The sequence below is a fragment of the Microbacterium oxydans genome (assembly GCF_026559675.1).
GTDB classification, from domain to species: Bacteria; Actinomycetota; Actinomycetes; order Actinomycetales; family Microbacteriaceae; genus Microbacterium; species Microbacterium oxydans_D.
The window spans coordinates 1,011,224-1,027,744 of sequence record NZ_CP092891.1 but is presented as its reverse complement, the minus strand read 5'-3'; the positions used below and the strand labels follow the sequence as shown (position 1 = coordinate 1,027,744).

General features: G+C 69.4%; 14 protein-coding genes. 5 read left to right on the top strand and 9 right to left on the bottom strand.

What is annotated here, in order from left to right:
• The first annotated feature begins 33 nt into the window (after window positions 1-33).
• Window positions 34-432: a YccF domain-containing protein gene (locus tag MME74_RS04940; RefSeq protein WP_267417605.1), complete on the top strand. Its 399-nt coding sequence runs from the start codon at window positions 34-36 to the stop codon at window positions 430-432.
• Between the two features lie 25 nt (window positions 433-457).
• A complete protein-coding gene (locus MME74_RS04935) occupies window positions 458-919 on the top strand; it encodes a hemerythrin domain-containing protein (protein WP_267417604.1) in 462 nt (153 codons plus the stop codon).
• 77 nt (window positions 920-996) lie between these two features.
• On the opposite strand, the gene MME74_RS04930 is transcribed toward MME74_RS04935, so the two are convergent.
• Entirely contained in the window at window positions 997-1,983 is a 987-nt protein-coding gene (locus tag MME74_RS04930; RefSeq protein WP_267417603.1) for a glycerophosphodiester phosphodiesterase family protein, read from the bottom strand.
• 90 nt (window positions 1,984-2,073) lie between these two features.
• On the opposite strand from MME74_RS04930, the gene MME74_RS04925 reads away from it, so the two are divergent.
• Both MME74_RS04925 and MME74_RS04920 read left to right on the top strand, forming a co-directional pair.
• Complete coding sequence (locus MME74_RS04925) at window positions 2,074-2,997, top strand: Bax inhibitor-1/YccA family protein (RefSeq protein ID WP_267417602.1); 924 nt, start codon at window positions 2,074-2,076, stop codon at window positions 2,995-2,997.
• Between the two features lie 157 nt (window positions 2,998-3,154).
• A complete protein-coding gene (locus MME74_RS04920; protein WP_017203627.1) occupies window positions 3,155-3,427 on the top strand; it encodes a GlsB/YeaQ/YmgE family stress response membrane protein in 273 nt (90 codons plus the stop codon).
• A 75-nt stretch (window positions 3,428-3,502) separates the two neighbouring features.
• Here the strand turns inward: MME74_RS04920 and MME74_RS04915 are convergent, their stop codons facing one another.
• The 5 genes from MME74_RS04915 to MME74_RS04895 all read right to left on the bottom strand — a co-directional run bounded on the left by MME74_RS04915 (window position 3,503) and on the right by MME74_RS04895 (window position 8,871).
• Window positions 3,503-4,798 carry an RNA polymerase sigma factor gene (locus MME74_RS04915; RefSeq protein ID WP_267417601.1) on the bottom strand — a complete coding sequence of 432 codons (1,296 nt, stop codon included), beginning with the start codon at window positions 4,796-4,798 and terminating at the stop codon, window positions 3,503-3,505.
• Window positions 4,798-5,223 carry a YciI family protein gene (locus MME74_RS04910; protein WP_267417600.1) on the bottom strand — a complete coding sequence of 142 codons (426 nt, stop codon included), beginning with the start codon at window positions 5,221-5,223 and terminating at the stop codon, window positions 4,798-4,800. The genes MME74_RS04915 and MME74_RS04910 overlap by 1 nt, the downstream gene beginning before the upstream one ends.
• Before the next feature lie 146 nt (window positions 5,224-5,369).
• Window positions 5,370-6,767: a glycosyltransferase gene (locus MME74_RS04905; protein WP_267417599.1), complete on the bottom strand. Its 1,398-nt coding sequence runs from the start codon at window positions 6,765-6,767 to the stop codon at window positions 5,370-5,372.
• 8 nt (window positions 6,768-6,775) lie between these two features.
• On the bottom strand, window positions 6,776-8,362 hold the full coding sequence (guaA, locus tag MME74_RS04900; RefSeq protein WP_267417598.1) for a glutamine-hydrolyzing GMP synthase: 1,587 nt from the start codon (window positions 8,360-8,362) through the stop codon (window positions 6,776-6,778).
• Window positions 8,359-8,871 (bottom strand): DUF3817 domain-containing protein, encoded by a 513-nt coding sequence (locus tag MME74_RS04895; protein WP_267417597.1) that lies wholly within the window; start codon window positions 8,869-8,871, stop codon window positions 8,359-8,361. The genes guaA and MME74_RS04895 overlap by 4 nt, the downstream gene beginning before the upstream one ends.
• A gap of 102 nt (window positions 8,872-8,973) precedes the next feature.
• Here MME74_RS04895 and MME74_RS04890 point away from each other — a divergent pair, with 102 nt between their 5' ends.
• Window positions 8,974-9,597, top strand: coding sequence for a glyoxalase (locus MME74_RS04890; RefSeq protein ID WP_267417596.1), 624 nt, complete (start codon window positions 8,974-8,976; stop codon window positions 9,595-9,597).
• Window positions 9,598-9,688: 91 nt separating this feature from the next.
• Here MME74_RS04890 and MME74_RS04885 read toward each other — a convergent pair whose 3' ends face one another.
• The 3 genes from MME74_RS04885 to MME74_RS04875 form a co-directional block, all read right to left on the bottom strand.
• Window positions 9,689-14,221, bottom strand: a complete 4,533-nt coding sequence (locus MME74_RS04885) for an ExeM/NucH family extracellular endonuclease (RefSeq protein WP_267417595.1) — start codon at window positions 14,219-14,221, stop codon at window positions 9,689-9,691.
• Window positions 14,222-14,585: 364 nt separating this feature from the next.
• Window positions 14,586-15,344 (bottom strand): SURF1 family protein, encoded by a 759-nt coding sequence (locus tag MME74_RS04880; RefSeq protein ID WP_267418518.1) that lies wholly within the window; start codon window positions 15,342-15,344, stop codon window positions 14,586-14,588.
• Between the two features lie 58 nt (window positions 15,345-15,402).
• Window positions 15,403-16,518, bottom strand: a complete 1,116-nt coding sequence (locus MME74_RS04875) for a GuaB3 family IMP dehydrogenase-related protein (protein ID WP_017203636.1) — start codon at window positions 16,516-16,518, stop codon at window positions 15,403-15,405.
• Window positions 16,519-16,521: the final 3 nt, after the last annotated feature.

Sequence of the window (16,521 nt, the reverse complement as noted above, 5' to 3'; positions counted from 1 at the left end):
GACATCGTGCCGCGCGGGTGACACAATCACCTCATGCGCACGATCCTCAACATCATCTGGGTCATCCTGGCCGGCTGGGCACTTTTCCTCGGCTACATCCTGGCCGGGGTGCTGCTGTGCATCCCGATCGTGACCATCCCCTGGGCGATCGCCTCGTTCCGCATCGCGCGCTACGCCATCTGGCCGTTCGGACGCGAGGTCGTCAGCAAGCCGACGGCCGGCGTCGGCTCGTTCCTCGGCAACGTGCTCTGGGTGATCCTCGCCGGCTGGTGGCTCGCGATCGGCCACATCGTCTCCGGGTTCCTGCTGTGCGTGACGATCATCGGCATCCCGATGGGCATCGCCGACTTCAAGATGGTGCCGGTCTCGCTGATGCCGCTCGGCAAGGAGATCGTCTCCACCCGACGGGGTGCGTTCGACCGCACGCTCTGAACGGCCCGCCGCCTACACTGGGGCGATGGACGCCGCCCGCCTGATCGCCTGGGATCAGGAGCTCCGTTCGGCCCATTCCCGTCTGCGCGCCGCCCTCGCCGCGACCCGCGACGCCCTCGCCGAGGGGGAGAGCGCACCGGATGCGACCTCTGAGCTCGTGCTGTACTGCATCGGCTTCTGCGCTGCGCTGGACGGACATCACGGGGCCGAGGACCGCGCCCTGTTCCCGGCGCTGCGCGCGGAGCATCCCGAGCTCGGCGGCATCATCGACAAGCTGATGCAGGACCACTCGATGCTCGCCCACCTGCTCGCCTCGCTGCGCACCGCGGCCGAGCGTGGGGACGATGCCGCGTCCATCGGCGGGCACCTCGACGGGATCGCCGCGATTATGGAGTCGCATTTCCGCTTCGAGGAGCGCGAGATCCTGGAGCCCCTGCGCGCGATCGTGCTCGACCGCGACGTGCAGACGGTCCTCGGACCGCTCTGAACCCGCGCCGCGATCCCTCGGCCAGCCGCGGGAGAATCGGTCGGCCGCGGGAGAATCGGCCAGCCGCGACCCCTCGGTCAGCCGCGGAAGAAGGCGACGCCCAGGTCGGGGTGGTCCACGAACACGCCGTCGATGCCCTGGCTCGCGATGACCCCCCACTCCCCCTCGTAGTCTCCGTAGGCGCCGCGGCCGCCCGCACCGCGGAACTCCGCGGACAGGAACGCGTTCTCCGGACGGCACGTCCACGTGAACACCTGGAGCCCCCGCGCATGGGCGTCGGCGACGATCGTGTTGCCGCGGTCGAGCAGCATCTTCTTGCTCACGCTGATGCCGTCGACACGGCCGACGAGCCCGTCGAGGCCCTCCGGGGTCACGGTCGCCTTGTAGGTGCGCGCCTGCTTGCCCTCGGCCACGAGTCGGTCGTACGGCCGCCCGGTCGCCTCGATCAGGTAGATGTACGACGCCGCGATCCCCCGCTCGCGCAGCTGACCGAGCACGGTCGACTCGAAGCTCTCGATCACGAGCGGCAGCTCGCCGTCCGCCCAGCCGGCATCCCGCAGCTCCCGCTCGATGAGCGGCGCGAGCTCGAGACCGATGCCGGCGAAGTAGGTGGCGTGCTTGACCTCGAGGACCACACCGATCTCGCGTCCGTGCTCGACCGAGCCGTCGCGCACGATGTCCAGCACGTCGCGCAGACGGAGGATGGCCTGCGAGTCGTCGAAGCTCGCGCTCGACACCCGCACCTCCGGCAGCCGCTCTCGTCCGCGCAGGGTCGACAGCTCCGCCCAGGTGAAGTCCTCGGTGAACCAGCCGGTCAGCGCCTGGCCGTCGACGCGCTTGGTCGTCTTGCGGTCGGCGAACTCCGGATGTGCGGCGACGTCGGTCGTGCCGGAGATCTCGTTCTCGTGCCGCACGACGAGGACGCCGTCCTTCGTGGCGACGACATCCGGTTCCACGGCATCCACCCCCATCGCGAGCGCGAGCTCGTACGAGGAGCGGCTGTGCTCCGGACGGTAGCCGGGCGCACCGCGATGCCCGATGACGAGGGGGATTTTCCTGGGCACGCTCTCAGCGTAGAACACCCCGGGAGCGTGTCCGCCCGAGTATCGTGGAGGAAAGAGACCTACTACCCCCCTTTGGAGTGAGGCCCACCAATGAGCAACTTCGCTTTCAACAATCCTGCTTTCCAGCAGCAGGACCCGCGGAACGTCGCGACGTACCCGGGCGGACCTCAGGCTGCCCAGGGCGCCCAGAGCGCCTCGCTCCAGCACGGGGCGATGGATGCCGCGGCCAACGCACAGCTCGAGGGCATGTACGCCGCTCCGCCCGCCGGCGCCATCGAGACCGACCGCATGTCCATCGAGGACACCGTCTGGAAGACCGCCGGCCTGTTCGGCATCCTCCTCGTCACCGCGGCCATCGGCTGGGTGTGGACCCTCGGTGGCGTCGCCGCCCCGGCCTACAACCCGGACAACCCCGCTGCCGTCAACATGCTGCCGTGGATCGTCGGCGCCCTCGCCGGCTTCGTGCTCGCGATGGTCATCACCTTCACGTCGCGCAAGAAGGTCCGCCCCGCGCTGATCTTCGCCTACGCGGCATTCGAGGGCCTCTTCATCGGTGGCATCTCGGCGTTCTTCGAGGTCATCTACCCCGGCATCGTCGTCCAGGCGACGCTCGCGACCGTCTCGGTCGTCGGTGTGACCCTGGCCCTCTTCGCGAGCGGCAAGATCCGCGCGTCGAAGAAGGCGACCAAGATCTTCATGATCGCCATGATGGGCTACCTCGTCTTCTCGCTGCTGAACCTCGTCCTCATGTGGACCGGCATCAACGACAACGCCTTCGGACTGCTGAGCGCGAAGCCGTTCCTCGGCATCCCGCTCGGCCTCATCATCGGCGTCCTCGTCGTGATCATGGCCGCGTACTCGCTGGTGCTCGACTTCGACCAGATCCAGCAGGGCGTCCGCAACGGCGCTCCCCGCAAGTACGGCTGGCTCGGCGCCTTCGGCATCATGGTCACGGTCGTCTGGCTCTACGTCGAGATCCTGCGCATCATCGCGATCGCCCGCGGCAACAACTGACCTCGGTTCGCGAAGAGGCCCGTCTCCCCTGGGAGGCGGGCCTCTTGGCATATCCGAGGAGCTGCGCGCAAGGGGGTGGAACGCGGCCGCACGAGGGGGCATTGTGGTCATCACGAAGCCCTGGCACCCCGGGGCTCCCGACATTCAGGAGCTGACCATGAGTTTTCTCGGCTTTCTTCTTCTCGGCCTCATCGCCGGAGCCATCGCCAAGCTGATCCTTCCCGGCAAGCAGGGCGGCGGCTGGTTCATCACGCTGCTGCTCGGTGTCGTCGGTGCACTGCTCGGTGGCTGGCTCGGCAGCCTGATCCTCAACCGCCCGCTCACGGAGTTCTGGGACCTGGGCACCTGGCTCCTCGCCATCGCGGGTTCCATCATCGTGCTGCTGATCTACGGCCTCATCGCCGGTCGTGGCCAGAAGGTCAACGACTGACCGACGCCGTCCCCGGCGCCTCGCGCCCCAGATGCCCGTCCCCAACGGCTGCCTCGTGCATCCGTTGGGGGCGGGTCATTTCTCTGCCCCGAGTGCCTTCCGCTCCAGCAGCGACCGCTCCCGATCGTTGCCGGCGAGTCCCGCGGCGACGAGGAACTCGCTGCGCGCCTCCTCCTCACGCCCGAGCCGACGCAGCAGCTCACCGCGCGTCGCGGGGAGCAGGTGATAGCCACGCAGCGCACCGGATTCGCCGAGCCGATCGATGATGCGCAGCGCTGACGCCGGTCCCGTCGCCATGGCGACCGCCGCCGCACGGTTGAGCTCGACGACCGGCGAGGGGGCGATCCGGCCGAGCGCCTCGTAGAGCAGCACGATGCGATCCCAGTCGGTGTCGTCGACGGATGCCGCGACCGCATGGCACTCGGCGATCGCCGCCTGCAGACAGTACGCACCGCGCCCGCGTCCGAGCGCATCGGCCGTCGCGAGCGATGCCCGACCGCGGGTGATGCGCCCGCGGTCCCAGCGCCGGCGATCCTGGTCGGCCAGCAGCACCGGGTCGCCGTTGCGGTCCACGCGCGCGGCGAACCTGGCGGCCGTGAGCTCCATCAGCGCAAGCAGGCCGTGCACCTCGGGCTCCCGCGGCATCAGCGCCGCGAGCACCCGGGCGAGGCGGATGGCCTCGTCGCTCAGCTCGGGTCGCATCCAGTCCGGCCCGCTGCTCGCGGCGTGCGCCTCGTTGAAGATCAGGTACAGCACGCCGAGGATGGCGCCGAGCCGCTCCGTGTGCTCCTCCCGCGGAGGCACCTCGAAGGGGGCATGCGCGGCGGCCAGGGTCTTCTTCGCCCGCACGATCCGCTGCTGCACGGTCGCCGTCGGCACGAGGAACGCCCGCGCGATCTCCTCGCTCGACAGACCGCCGACCACCCGCAGCGTCAGGGCCACCTGCGCCTCCCGGGACAGCACGGGGTGGCAGGCGATGAAGATCAGGCGCAGGACGTCGTCGTCGACGGCATCCGGATCCCACGGCAGGTCGGGGGCCTCCGCCTGCTCCCGCTCCAGGTCATGCGCGAGGAGTGCGACCCGGGCATCGAGGCGCTCGGCGCGGCGCCACCCGTCGATGGCCTTGCGCTTCGCGACCGCCGTCAGCCACGCGCCCGCGTTGCGCGGCACCCCGTCGACCGGCCACTGCCGGAGTGCGTCGACCAGAGCCTCCTGCGCCAGATCCTCCGCGAGGCCGAAGTCGCCGACGATACGCGTGAGCGCGCCCACGATGCGGGCCGACTCGATGCGCCACACAGCGGCGACGGCGCGCTCCGCCGACCCGTCATCGGGTGCGGAACGCGCCGTCTCGCTGTTCGCGGATGCGTCCATCACTGCTGTGCGCGCTGCGCCGCTTCCTCGCGCCAGCCGGCTTCCTTCTCGATCCACTCGTTGTCGGCCGGGAAGTCCTCGACACCGGTGACCCGACGCACCTCGAGGAACGATCCGGGCCCGAGCGGCGCACGGCTCGCCCATTCGGCGGCCTCCTCGCGCGACGACACCTCGACGATCCAGAAGCCGTTGAAGAGCTCCTTCGTCTCGCCGTAGGGGCCGTCGGTGATGAGCGGCTTCTCAGCGCTGAAGTCGACGACGAAACCCTCGGCGGCGTCGGTCAGTCCCTCGCCCGCGACGAGCACGCCAGCCTTGATCATCGACTCGTTGTACTTGCCCATGGCTTCGATGACCTGCTCGAACGGCAGGTCCTTGAACGCCTCGACGCCGGCGTCGGTCGCGCGCATGATGAGCATGAACTTCATGATGTTCTCCTTGTTCGAGGGGCCGTCTCTCGACCCTCTCACTTCAGACGTCGAACAGGAACGGCCCGGATCGACATCGTCCCGGAATTCATTCTGAGAACTTTCAGGAGGACGGAGACGGATGCTGCGGAGGTCACGCCTCGAGGCTAGCCGCGATCGTCGCGGCGGGAGGGGCGTCCGGCGACGTCGGCGATCACGGCGGTGAGGGCGTCGAGCGAGCGCTGCGGGCTCCAGGCAGCGGCGACGGAAGGTGCTTCAGCGCTGAGCGCCGCGAGTCGATCGGGGTCGGTGAGCAATGCGCGGATCGCATCTCCCAGCGCCTCGATGTCGCCGTCCGGGACCAGCACTCCCCCGCCGGCACCGAGGACGTCGCGGATGCCGTAGCGCACGTCGTACGACACGACGGGCGTGCCGTGGAGGAGCGATTCGACCACGCCGAGCGGCTGCCCCTCGAACGCCGTCGACGTGACGAGGAGCGCTGCGCGATCGAGGACGGTGCCGGGGGCCTCCGTGTAGCCGGCGAGGACGACACGGTCCCCCGCGCCGAGGTCCTCGATCAGCGCCTGCAGTCGCCCTTGCTCGGGACCACCACCCCAGATCTCCATCCGGGTGCCCGGCACGTCGGCTGCGAGGAACGCGCGGATCGCATGGTCGACGCGCTTCCCGGGTGCGAGGCGTCCGAGCATGATCACGAGGCCGTCCTCTCGCAGGTCGTCGCGGGCCTCCACCGGAGCGATCGGATTCGGCACCACCACGTGCGACGCCGCGTCCCCGAACCGGGCCACCACATCGTCTCGCTGAGTGACGGTCGGCCAGACGACCGCATCGAACCGGTCGGCGAGACGGAACCAGCGGGTCCAGAGGGTGTTCATGGTCGCGTCCGGCGTGTACGGCGCCTCGACGTGCATGGTGTGGATCGTGTGGACGATGCGCACGCGCGGGTCGCCCCAGTCCGCGATGAGCTCTCCGAGCTGGCGCGACTCGCAGATCACGATGATGCGTCGTTCGCCGAGCGCCGAGGTCACGTGGTCGAGCCAGGCCCGGTACAGCCCGCGGAAACCGTGCAGGGCGCCGACGACCTCGCCCGCCGCGTCGTACACCAGCACCGGTTCCTCGGTGAGATGCCAGTCCGGGTTGCCCGGGATCACCGGGAGCGCCGCGAACGGTCGCCCCTCGGCATCCGTCAGCACGCGGTACTCGACGTCGGGATCGGGGGTCACCGCAGCGTCGGCGGCAGCGCGCAGCCAGCCTGCCGCTCCGCCATCCGCCTGCACCGCCTCGTCGAAGAGGTTGCGCATCCGCGACGCGTCGAGGAGCGAGCCCTGGTCGACGAAGGTCCCGCGGTGCGCCGCATGGTCGGCCGCGGTACCCGGGTCGAACGTGAGGAGCTGCGGGCCGGAGCCGTCGGCGACGCCGGCGCCCGCCAGCTGACGGGCGCGCGCGAGCGTCGCGATCGTGTACCCGCCGTCGAGGCCGGGGATCAGCCGGCTGGACAGCACCAGGTACTCGGCGTCGGGCAGAGCCGGCGCCGCATCCGGGAGCATCGCGCTCCCTACTCCCACTCGATCGTCCCCGGCGGCTTCGACGTGACGTCGAGCACGACGCGGTTGACGTCGCGGACGCCGTTCGTGATGCGGTTCGAGATCTTCGAGAGCACGTCGTACGGGAGACGCGTCCAGTCGGCGGTCATGGCGTCTTCGCTCGAGACGGGACGCAGCACGATCGGGTGACCGTAGGTGCGGCCGTCGCCCTGCACGCCCACCGAGCGCACGTCGGCGAGGAGCACGACGGGGCACTGCCAGATCTCCTGGTCGAGACCCGCCTTCGTCAGCTCCTCGCGGGCGATGGCGTCGGCCTCACGCAGAATCTCGAGACGGTCAGCGGTGACCTCACCGATGATCCGGATACCGAGGCCGGGCCCCGGAAACGGCTGGCGTCCGACGATCGCCTCGGGGATGCCGAGTTCGCGACCGATCGCACGGACCTCGTCCTTGAACAGGGCGCGCAGCGGCTCGATCAGCTCGAAGTCGAGGTCGTCGGGAAGGCCGCCCACGTTGTGGTGCGACTTGATGTTCGCGGTGCCCGCACCGCCACCGGACTCGACGACGTCCGGGTAGAGCGTGCCCTGCACGAGGAACTTCACGGGAGCACCGCCGGAGGCCTTCGCCTCGGCGACGAGATCGAGCTGCACCTTCTCGAACGCGCGGATGAACTCGCGGCCGATGATCTTGCGCTTCTCCTCGGGGTCGGTCACACCCTGCAGGTGGCCGAGGAACGTGTCGGCCGCGTCGACCGTGATCAGACGCACACCGGTGGACTCGACGTAGTCCTTCTCGACCTGCTCGCGCTCGCCCTTGCGGAGGAGGCCGTGGTCGACGAAGACCGCGGTGAGCTGGTCGCCGATGGCCTTGTGCACGAGAGCGGTGGACACCGCGGAGTCGACGCCGCCGGAGAGCGCGGAGATGACGCGGGCGTCTCCCACCTGCTCGCGGATGCGCTCGATCTGCTCGGCGATCACGTTGCCGCTGTTCCAGTCGGACGCGAGACCCGCGCCCTTGTGGAGGAAGTTCTCCAGCACACGCTGGCCGTGGTCGGAGTGCTTGACCTCGGGGTGCCACTGCACGCCGTAGAAGCCGCGCTCCTCGTTCGCGAACGCCGCGACCTTGGTCGCATCCGTCGTCGCGAGCACGTCGAAGCCCTCGGGGGCCTTGGCGACCTGGTCGCCGTGGCTCATCCAGACGTTCTGCTCCGCCGGCTGACCGCCGAGCAGCGTTCCGCCGTCACCGGTGATGACGGCATCCGTCGCGCCGTACTCGCGCAGGCCGGTGTTCGCGACCTCGCCGCCGAGCGTCTGGGCCATGTACTGGAAGCCGTAGCAGATGCCGAGCGTCGGGACGCCGAGCTCGAACACCGCGGGGTCGAGCTTCGGGGCGCCCTCCTCATACACCGACGAGGGTCCGCCGGAGAGGATGATCGCGACCGGGTTCTTGGCGGCGATCTCCTCGGCCGTGGCCGTGTGCGGCACGATCTCGCTGTAGACGCCCGCTTCACGGACTCGACGGGCGATCAGCTGCGCGTACTGCGCGCCGAAGTCGACGACGAGCGCAGGACGCTGCTGGGTCTCGGACTGTTCGGTCAACGGACACCTTCCGGGGCGGGGGCGGAGGCCTCGGCGGCCTCTCTGGTGGCGAGATAGGTCTTGACTTCACGGGCGACGACCGCCTCCATGAAGAACGACAGCAGCGGCACGACGCCGCCGAGCGCGAGCAGGATGAACCGCGGGAAGCGCCAGCGCATCAGGCTCCACATGCGGAAGCACGCGAAGAGGTAGACGACGTAGAACCAGCCGTGCGCCACGAGGATGAACAGCGACAGGTTGAATCCGTCGCCCAGCGAGGTCATCTCGCAGGAGTTGGTCATCGGGGCGAACAGCGACCACCACTGGCAGTCGGGTCCGGCGAGCACGCCGGCGAACCACAGCGGTCCTCCGGAGCCTCCCAGGAAGAGCTCGAGGTGGATCGGCGTGTACTTCAGCACCATCTCGGTCAGCAGCAGGAGCAGCATGACTCCTGTGATGATCGACGCGATCTGGTAGAACTTCAGCGCACCGCGGATCGCCGGAAAGCTGGCGACTTTCGGTTCGGGCATGCGTCCAGTCTAGCCGCCGGGAAATCGTGTCGAATCCGGCCGCCGACGCATCGGTCAGGAATCGAGAAGCACCCCGGGACCGACGCTCGTAGCGTCGGAGACATGAACACCGCCATCGATTCCGTCACCCTCGACGTTCCCGACGTGGACGCCGCCCAGTCCTTCTACACGCGGGCCTTCGGGCTCGGCGATCGTCTGCGGTTCCGCAGCGCGGATGCCGAGACCTCCGGGTTCCGCGGATACACGCTCTCGCTCGTGGTCTCGCAGCCGGCGAACGTGCACGCCCTCGTCGACGCGGCCGTCGCCGCGGGGGCCACCGTGATCAAGCCCGTCTCCAAGTCCCTCTGGGGAGTCGGCGGGACCATCCAGGCACCGGACGGCGCCATCTGGAAGGTCGCCACCTCCGCGAAGAAGGACACCGCTCCCCCGAGCCGCGACGTCGACGAGATCATCCTGCTGCTCGGCGCGGAAGACGTGGTCGCCTCGAAGACCTTCTACGCCGAGCGCGGCATCCCCGTCGGCAAGAGCTTCGGGCGCAGCTACGTGCAGTTCGACACGGGTGGCAGCCCGATCGGACTCGGCCTGTACCGGCACGCGTCGCTCGCCAAGGACGCGGGCGTGCCCGCGGACGGCTCCGGCTCGCACCGGCTCACCGTCAACGGCGTGCTCGGCGCCGCGGTCGACCCCGACGGCTTCGTGTGGGCACCGGTCTCCGTGCCCGCCTGAGAGGAGTGGAACAGGCGAAGGCCGCCGGGATCGCTCCCGACGGCCTCCGCCTGTGTCATCCGACTACCGGATCAGCACCACTCTTCCCCGTTCAGAACCACCGGGTGAGGAGTTCCCACAGCCAGTCGAGGATCGCCCCGATGATGCCTCCGGGACGGTTGACGGTGACCGTGGCGGTCGCCTCGTCGCCGTCCGCCTGTGAGGCCGCGACGGTGTACTTGCCCGACGGGGCGCTCTTCGGCACGGTGACCGAGGTGCTGAACGTGCCGTCAGCCGCGACCTGGACCGTGCCGACCTGGACCGGCTTGCCCTTCTTCGGACGCAGCTCGATGCTCACGGTCTCGCCGGGTGCGTAGCCCTCACCGGTGACCTTGAGGCTCTTGCCCGCGGTGACCTTCGACGAGCCGAGGGCGATCGTGCCCGCGAACTCCTCCTCGCCCGCGATCGTGAACGGCACCTGCACCGTCGTCCCGGTGCCGGCGACGGCGACCGTGAGCACCTGCTCACCGAACACCCCCGACGGGACCGTGAAGGTCAGGCTGGCGCGCCCGCCCTCGTCGGTCGTGTCGACGACGGCCGGGTCGACCGCGCCCGTGGCGAGCACGGTGTCGCCCAGCGAGAGCGACGCCTGGCCGGGAGCCGGCTCGCCCGCGCTGAACGCCAGCGAGGAGAGCGACACCGTCACCTGGTCGCCGGCGCTGTAGCCGTCGGCATCCGCCGGGGTGATCGCGACGCCGACCGCGCGCTGGGCGTAGTCGGGGGTCGCGGTCTTGTTCGCGTCGAACCAGTCGACCATCGACTGCAGGTCGATCTTGCCGGTGTCGCGCTTGCCCGTGCCCTCCTTGAAGGTGAAGAAGTTGTCTCCACCGGCCGCGAGGAACGAGTTGGCCGCGACCGTGTAGTTCGCTGCCGGGTCGAGCGCTGCCCCGTTGAGGGTGATCGACGTGATCCTGGAACCCTGCGCCGCGGCGGGGTCGTAGGTGTAGACCAGCCCCTCGGAGACGCCGAGCTTCAGGAACGGACGAGCCGAACCCGCCGGCTGCCACTGCTCCTCCAGCACGCCCTTCAGCTGCGCACCCGTGAGCGTCAGCGTCACCAGCGTGTTGGCGAACGGCTGGACCGTCGCCGCCTCACGGTAGGTGACGTTGCCGTCGGGGTCGGATGCTCCGGCCGAGGCGTACGTGAGGTTCGCCCGGATGCCGCCCGGGTTCATGATCGCCACATCGGCGCCCGTGGACCACTTCTGCACGTCGGCCACGAAGTTGCCGATGGTGGACTCGCCACCGCGGTTCTCCGTCTTGCCGTCGCTCTGACGCGCCCGGTTGAAATCGGCCGTGATGTCGCCGACCTTGATCGCACCCAGCACGTCCGCCTCGGCCTTCGCCTTGGCGACGATGTCCGCGATCTCGGGAACGGCCGGATACAGCGGCTTGCCCGCAGCGGTGAGGGGCTTGATCTCGTTGGTGATCGAGATCAGGTCCTTCGTCTTCGGGTCGACCTGGATGTTCATCAGGCCCAGGTTCTCGCCGTACTGCCCCGCGGAGACGACCGGACGGCCGTCGATCACGTGGTTGTAGGCGAGGTGGGTGTGCGCCGACACGATGGCGTCCACGTCGTCATCGACCCCGTAGACGATCTCGCCGAGGGGCGAGTCCGGGGTGATGCTGGACAGCTCGACGCTCGACGCGCCCTCGTGCACGAGGAGGATGACGACATCCGCCTCGCCGTTGGACTCGTCGCCGTCGCGCAGGTCGTCGGCCACGGCGTTCACGGAGTCGACGATGCTGCGCACCTCGAGGTCCTTGATGCCCTCGGGCGAGACGAGCGAGTCGAGGTCTTCGGTGACGGCACCGACGAAGCCGACCCGCACGCCGTCGAGCTCCTTCACCCAGGCCGGTGCGAGCGCGGGCTCGCCCGTCTCGGTGACGAACACGTTCGACGAGATGTACTCCCAGTCCGCGCGGTCCTGCACACGATCGCGCAGATCCTCCCAGCCCTGATCGAACTCGTGGTTGCCCGCGGCGCTGACGTCGAGACCGGCCGCGTTCAGCGCGTCGATCGTCGGGTTGTCGTCGTTGATGAACGAGGTGAACGTCGACGCGCCGATCAGGTCACCGGCACCGGCGAAGATCGTGTTCGGGTTCTCGTCGCGGAACTGCTTGACCGCGCCGGCCAGGACGGCGGCACCGGCGGCGGCACCGTCGGCCTCGATGCGTCCGTGGAAGTCGTTCACCGTCACCACGTCGATGCTCACCGGGGGGATCTCCGAGGAGACGCCGACGATGATCGGGTCGTGGTCGCTGGAGCGGTAGGGCGTGCCCTCCTCGGTGGCGCCGAACGCGTAGCCGCGGTCGCTCCACTCCGGCGAGTTGATGCCCCAGACTCCGGCGCCCGTGATCGACGAGACGAGCGACGGCGACGCGATCACGTGGTCGAGCGAGCCGAGCTCGCCGTCGAACGAGTACGTGTACTGGCCGGACGCCTTGTCGGCGACGAGGTCGCTCCACCCCTTCGAGGTGAACACGTCGATCGGGTCTTCTTTGCCGTAGGCGTTGAAGTCTCCGATCAGCAGTATGTCGCTGCTGCCGGTGGTCTCCTCGATCTCCGAGGTGAAGGCGAGGATCGCGTTCGCCTGCTTCACGCGGTCGGCGTTGAAGAAGCCCTGACCGTCGGCCGGCTCTGCGCCCGCACCCGTGGGCGGCGACTTCGACTTGAGGTGGTTCGCGACGACGGTGACGACGCGACCGTCGACGTCGAACGCCTGCGCGATCGGCTCGCGGGCATTGCCCCACACGGTCTCATCGGTGACAGTGAGGCTGTCGCCCACCCGCTTGACCGCGTCCTTCTTGTAGATGATCGCGTTGGTGATGTAGTCGGTGGTCGCCGCGTCGTTGAGGGCTGCAGGCGTGGGCACGTAGCCCCACACGTCGCTTCCGGCGTCGGCGTTGAGGCCGGCCACCAGATCCTTGAGCGCGGTGTCGATCGGCTTGCCCAGCTTCACCGAGTTCTCGATCTCCATGAGCGAGACGATCTCGGCATCGAGCCCGTTGATCGCCGCGACGATCTTGGACTTCTGGATCGCGAACTGGGCCGCGTTCGCCGCGCCCCGGGCATCCGCGTTCTCGCTCTTCAGCGTCGTGAAGTAGTTGTAGACGTTGAAGGACGCGACCTGGACGTCGCCGCCCACCTCGGGCGCCGACTCGGTGCGCGGGTTCGTCGACGCGAAGCCGACCTTGAGGTCGTCCGACGAGGAGTCGTCGATCGGCACGACCGGCTGCAGACGCCAGTCGTCGAAGCCCCACTGCAGCACGTAGCCGTTGTCCCCGAAGTCGACGGTGTCGCCGTTGCGGACGACCTCGCCCTTCGTGAAGTACGGCTGCTCGCCGGGGTGCCCGCTGTTGGACACCTGGATCGACCAGCCGTCATCCAGCAGGATGCGGTTCGCGCGGTTGGCGGCGGCGATCGCGGAGGCGTCGGCGCCCGGACGCGTGGTCTCGGTGCTCTTCACCGCCAGGTCGTCGCCGGCGTTCAGCCAGAGCGTGCCGAAGTTGAACAGCTGGTGGCTGGACGCGAGGCGGTAGGTGCCCTCCGGCGCCACGTACATGTTCTCGTACTGCTCGCGGTCCGCGCCGAGCACGGTGGCCGGCAGCGGAGTGACCGCGGGAACACCGACGCCGGCAGTGACCACCGAGACGTCCGCGGCAGCGGCCGGGTTGATCTGCGTCTGCCCGAAGTACTCGCTCACGCCACCGGTCACCGACACGAGGTCGCCGATCTCGAGAGACGGGTTCAGCGCGTTGAGGAAGACGAAGACGCCGTCGGACGCACCGGGCGTCGCATCCGTCGTGCCGCCGGAGCCCTGGGTCTGGATGACGATGCCCTTGTAGCCGCCGGTGCGGAAGTCGGCCGTGACGACGCCCTCGACCTGCACGGTCTGCCCGTTCAGGGGCGAGACGTCGGTCGTGCCCTGGACCTCGGCGATCGTGGCCTTCTTCGGATCCGTTCCCGGTCCCGTGCCGGGGTCGGTGTCGCCCGAGTTCTGCGGCGTGATGGTGGCGGAGAGGGTGAAGTCGGCGCCGTTGTCGTCGGTGTCGACGCCGTCCGTGCGGTTCAGCGACTTGACGTCGGTGTTGCCGGCGGGGGCCTTCGCGACGGTGCCCTCGAACGTGTTGGAGGCGCCGTAGCCGAGCAGGTCGACCACGCCGTCGACGCCGACGGCCGAGCCGGGGGTCAGGGTCACGGCGGCCGTGCCCTCGACGAGCGCGAGCGTTCCCGTGGTGCCGCTCGGCGTGAGGGTGCTGACGGCGTCGGGGGTCGGCAGCTCGGCGCCGTTTGCGCCGTTGCTGTTCCCCTGCACCAGGAAGTACCCGCCGGCGGGGATCGTGCCCTTGAGCGGTGCCACGCCGTTGAAGGCGCCGGTGCCGGTCGCCGACCGGTACTGCAGCGACATGCCGTCGAGGGCGATCGGATCCGCGGTCGGGTTGTACAGCTCCACGAACTTGTTCTTGAACGCCGCACCGGCGCTGCCTCCGGAGAGGTACGCCTCGTTGATCACCACCCCCGTCCCCGTGGTGTCGGCGACGGCGGGTACGGCGGCCAGCGAGCCGAGGCTCAGCGCGGCCACGCAGGTCACGGCGAGAGCGCCGATGCGCCCCCTGCTTCTACGGTGCGAGGAGGGAGCCACGCGGCTCTCCTCGCCTGGAGCGGACATCATCGGTGCTGTCTCCTCGATCGTGGTTCGACACTTCTCAGGACCTGTCACGGCACACAGGGGAAACTCCCAGCGTGCTCACATGGAGCGAGCATACGGAGCGGTCGGAGCATCCTCAATGGAGTTTTCCGATTCGTCATCGAGCGCTCACCGGACGTCGGCGACGACCCCTGACGAAGGTCGCTATGAGCACCTCGGCATCCACAATTGCGCAGGATTCCGCGCGCGGATGCGCGTCGTGAGGGGCGTGGTGAGGGGCGTCGTGACGCGCGTGCGGTCAGGCCGTCTCGGCGGCCGCGGCTTCTTCGAACTCCTCGACCTCGCGCTCCCAGGCGTCCTTCGCCAGGCGGTACCAGAGGTAGAAGGCGAAGCCCGCGAAGATCGCCCACTCGACCGCGTAGAACACGTTGAGCCAGTTGACCGGGGACATCTCCTCGGGGGCCGGCGACGAGATGTCGACCAGACCCGCCGTGGCGGTCGTGGAGGCGAGGTACGGACGATAGACGTCGAGCTGCTCGATGTCGTGCCAGCGGCTCAGGAGCGCCGCGGGCGACATGCGATCCAGCTGCTCGGGCTCGGCATGCGGCGGCACCCGTGGCCCCTCGTCCGAGATGATGCGTCCGGTGACCGTGACCTCGGCGCCGTCGGCGTCCGCTTCGAGCTCGTCCACGGCCGCATCCGCGGCGGCCCGGTCCGGAGCCCAGCCGATCGCGACGGCGATGGAGGTGCGCTCGGCGACGCGCAGCTGACCGGTGACCCAGTAGCCCTGGACGTCGTCGTTGAAACGGCTCCCCACGACGATGAAGTCCTCGGGAACCCAGACCCCCGAGGTCTCGACACGCTGACCGACGAGCGGCTCGGGGAGATACGCCCCCGGCTCGAGGACGTCGGTGAGCGGCTGCACCTTCTCGGTGATCCCCGGTTCGGGCGGATCGGTCTCGATCGCGCGCTCCAGCTGCCACTGTCCGAGCCAGGCGAAGACGCCGGCGACGAGGAGGCAGAGCAGGAGCATCCCGATCCAACGCCCGCGGAGCATGACCTCACGGAGGGTCGGAGGGAAGAGAGCAGGAGTCGTCACGGTCGAGCGCTGCGCCTCAGGCCTCGTACGGTGCGAGCACGACCTCGACCCGCTGGAACTCCTTGAGGTCGGAGTATCCGGTGGTGGCCATCGACTTGCGCAGTGCGCCGATGAGGTTCGCGGTGCCGTCGGCGACGGGGGCGGGGCCGTAGAGGATCTCCTCGAGCGTGCCGATGCCGCCCACCTCGACCCGGTGGCCGCGCGGAAGCTTGGGGTGGTGCGCCTCGGGCCCCCAGTGGAACCCGCGGCCGGGCGCGTCGGTGGCACGGGCGAGCGCGACGCCGAGCATGACGGCATCCGCTCCCATGGCCAGCGCCTTGACGATGTCGCCGGAGGTGCCGACGCCGCCGTCGGCGATGACGTGCACGTAGCGTCCGCCGGACTCGTCGAGGTAGTCACGACGTGCGGCGGCGACGTCGGAGACGGCCGTCGCCATCGGCGCGTGGATGCCGAGGGTCGCGCGCGTCGTCGACGCCGCTCCCCCGCCGAAGCCGACGAGCACGCCCGCCGCGCCGGTGCGCATCAGGTGGAGCGCCGCGGTGTAGGTCGCGGCGCCGCCGACGATGACGGGGACGTCGAGGTCGTAGATGAACTTCTTGAGGTTCAGCGGCTCGGCGACGCTGGAGACGTGCTCGGCGGACACCGTGGTGCCGCGGATCACGAACAGGTCGACACCCGCAGCGGCGACGGTGTCGTAGTACTCCTGCGTGCGCTGCGGCGTGAGGGATCCGGCGACGGTGACGCCCGCCTCACGGATCTCGGCGAGGCGACGGGTGATGAGCTCCGGCTTGATCGGCTCGGAGTACAGCTCCTGCATACGGACGGTGGCCTTGCCCTCGTCGAGACCGGCGATCTCGGCGAGCAGCGGCTCCGGGTTCTCGTACCGCGTCCACAGACCCTCGAGGTCGAGCACGCCGAGGCCGCCCAGCTGACCGAGCATGATCGCCGTCTGCGGGCTCACGACCGAGTCCATCGGCGCGCCCAGCACCGGGATCTCGAACCCGAAGGCGTCGATCGTCCAGGCGGTCGACACGTCCTCCGGGTTGCGGGTGCGCCGCGACGGCACCACCGCGATGTCATCGAACGTGTACGCGCGACGCGCGCGCTTTCCTCGGCCGAGCTCGATCTCCATGGT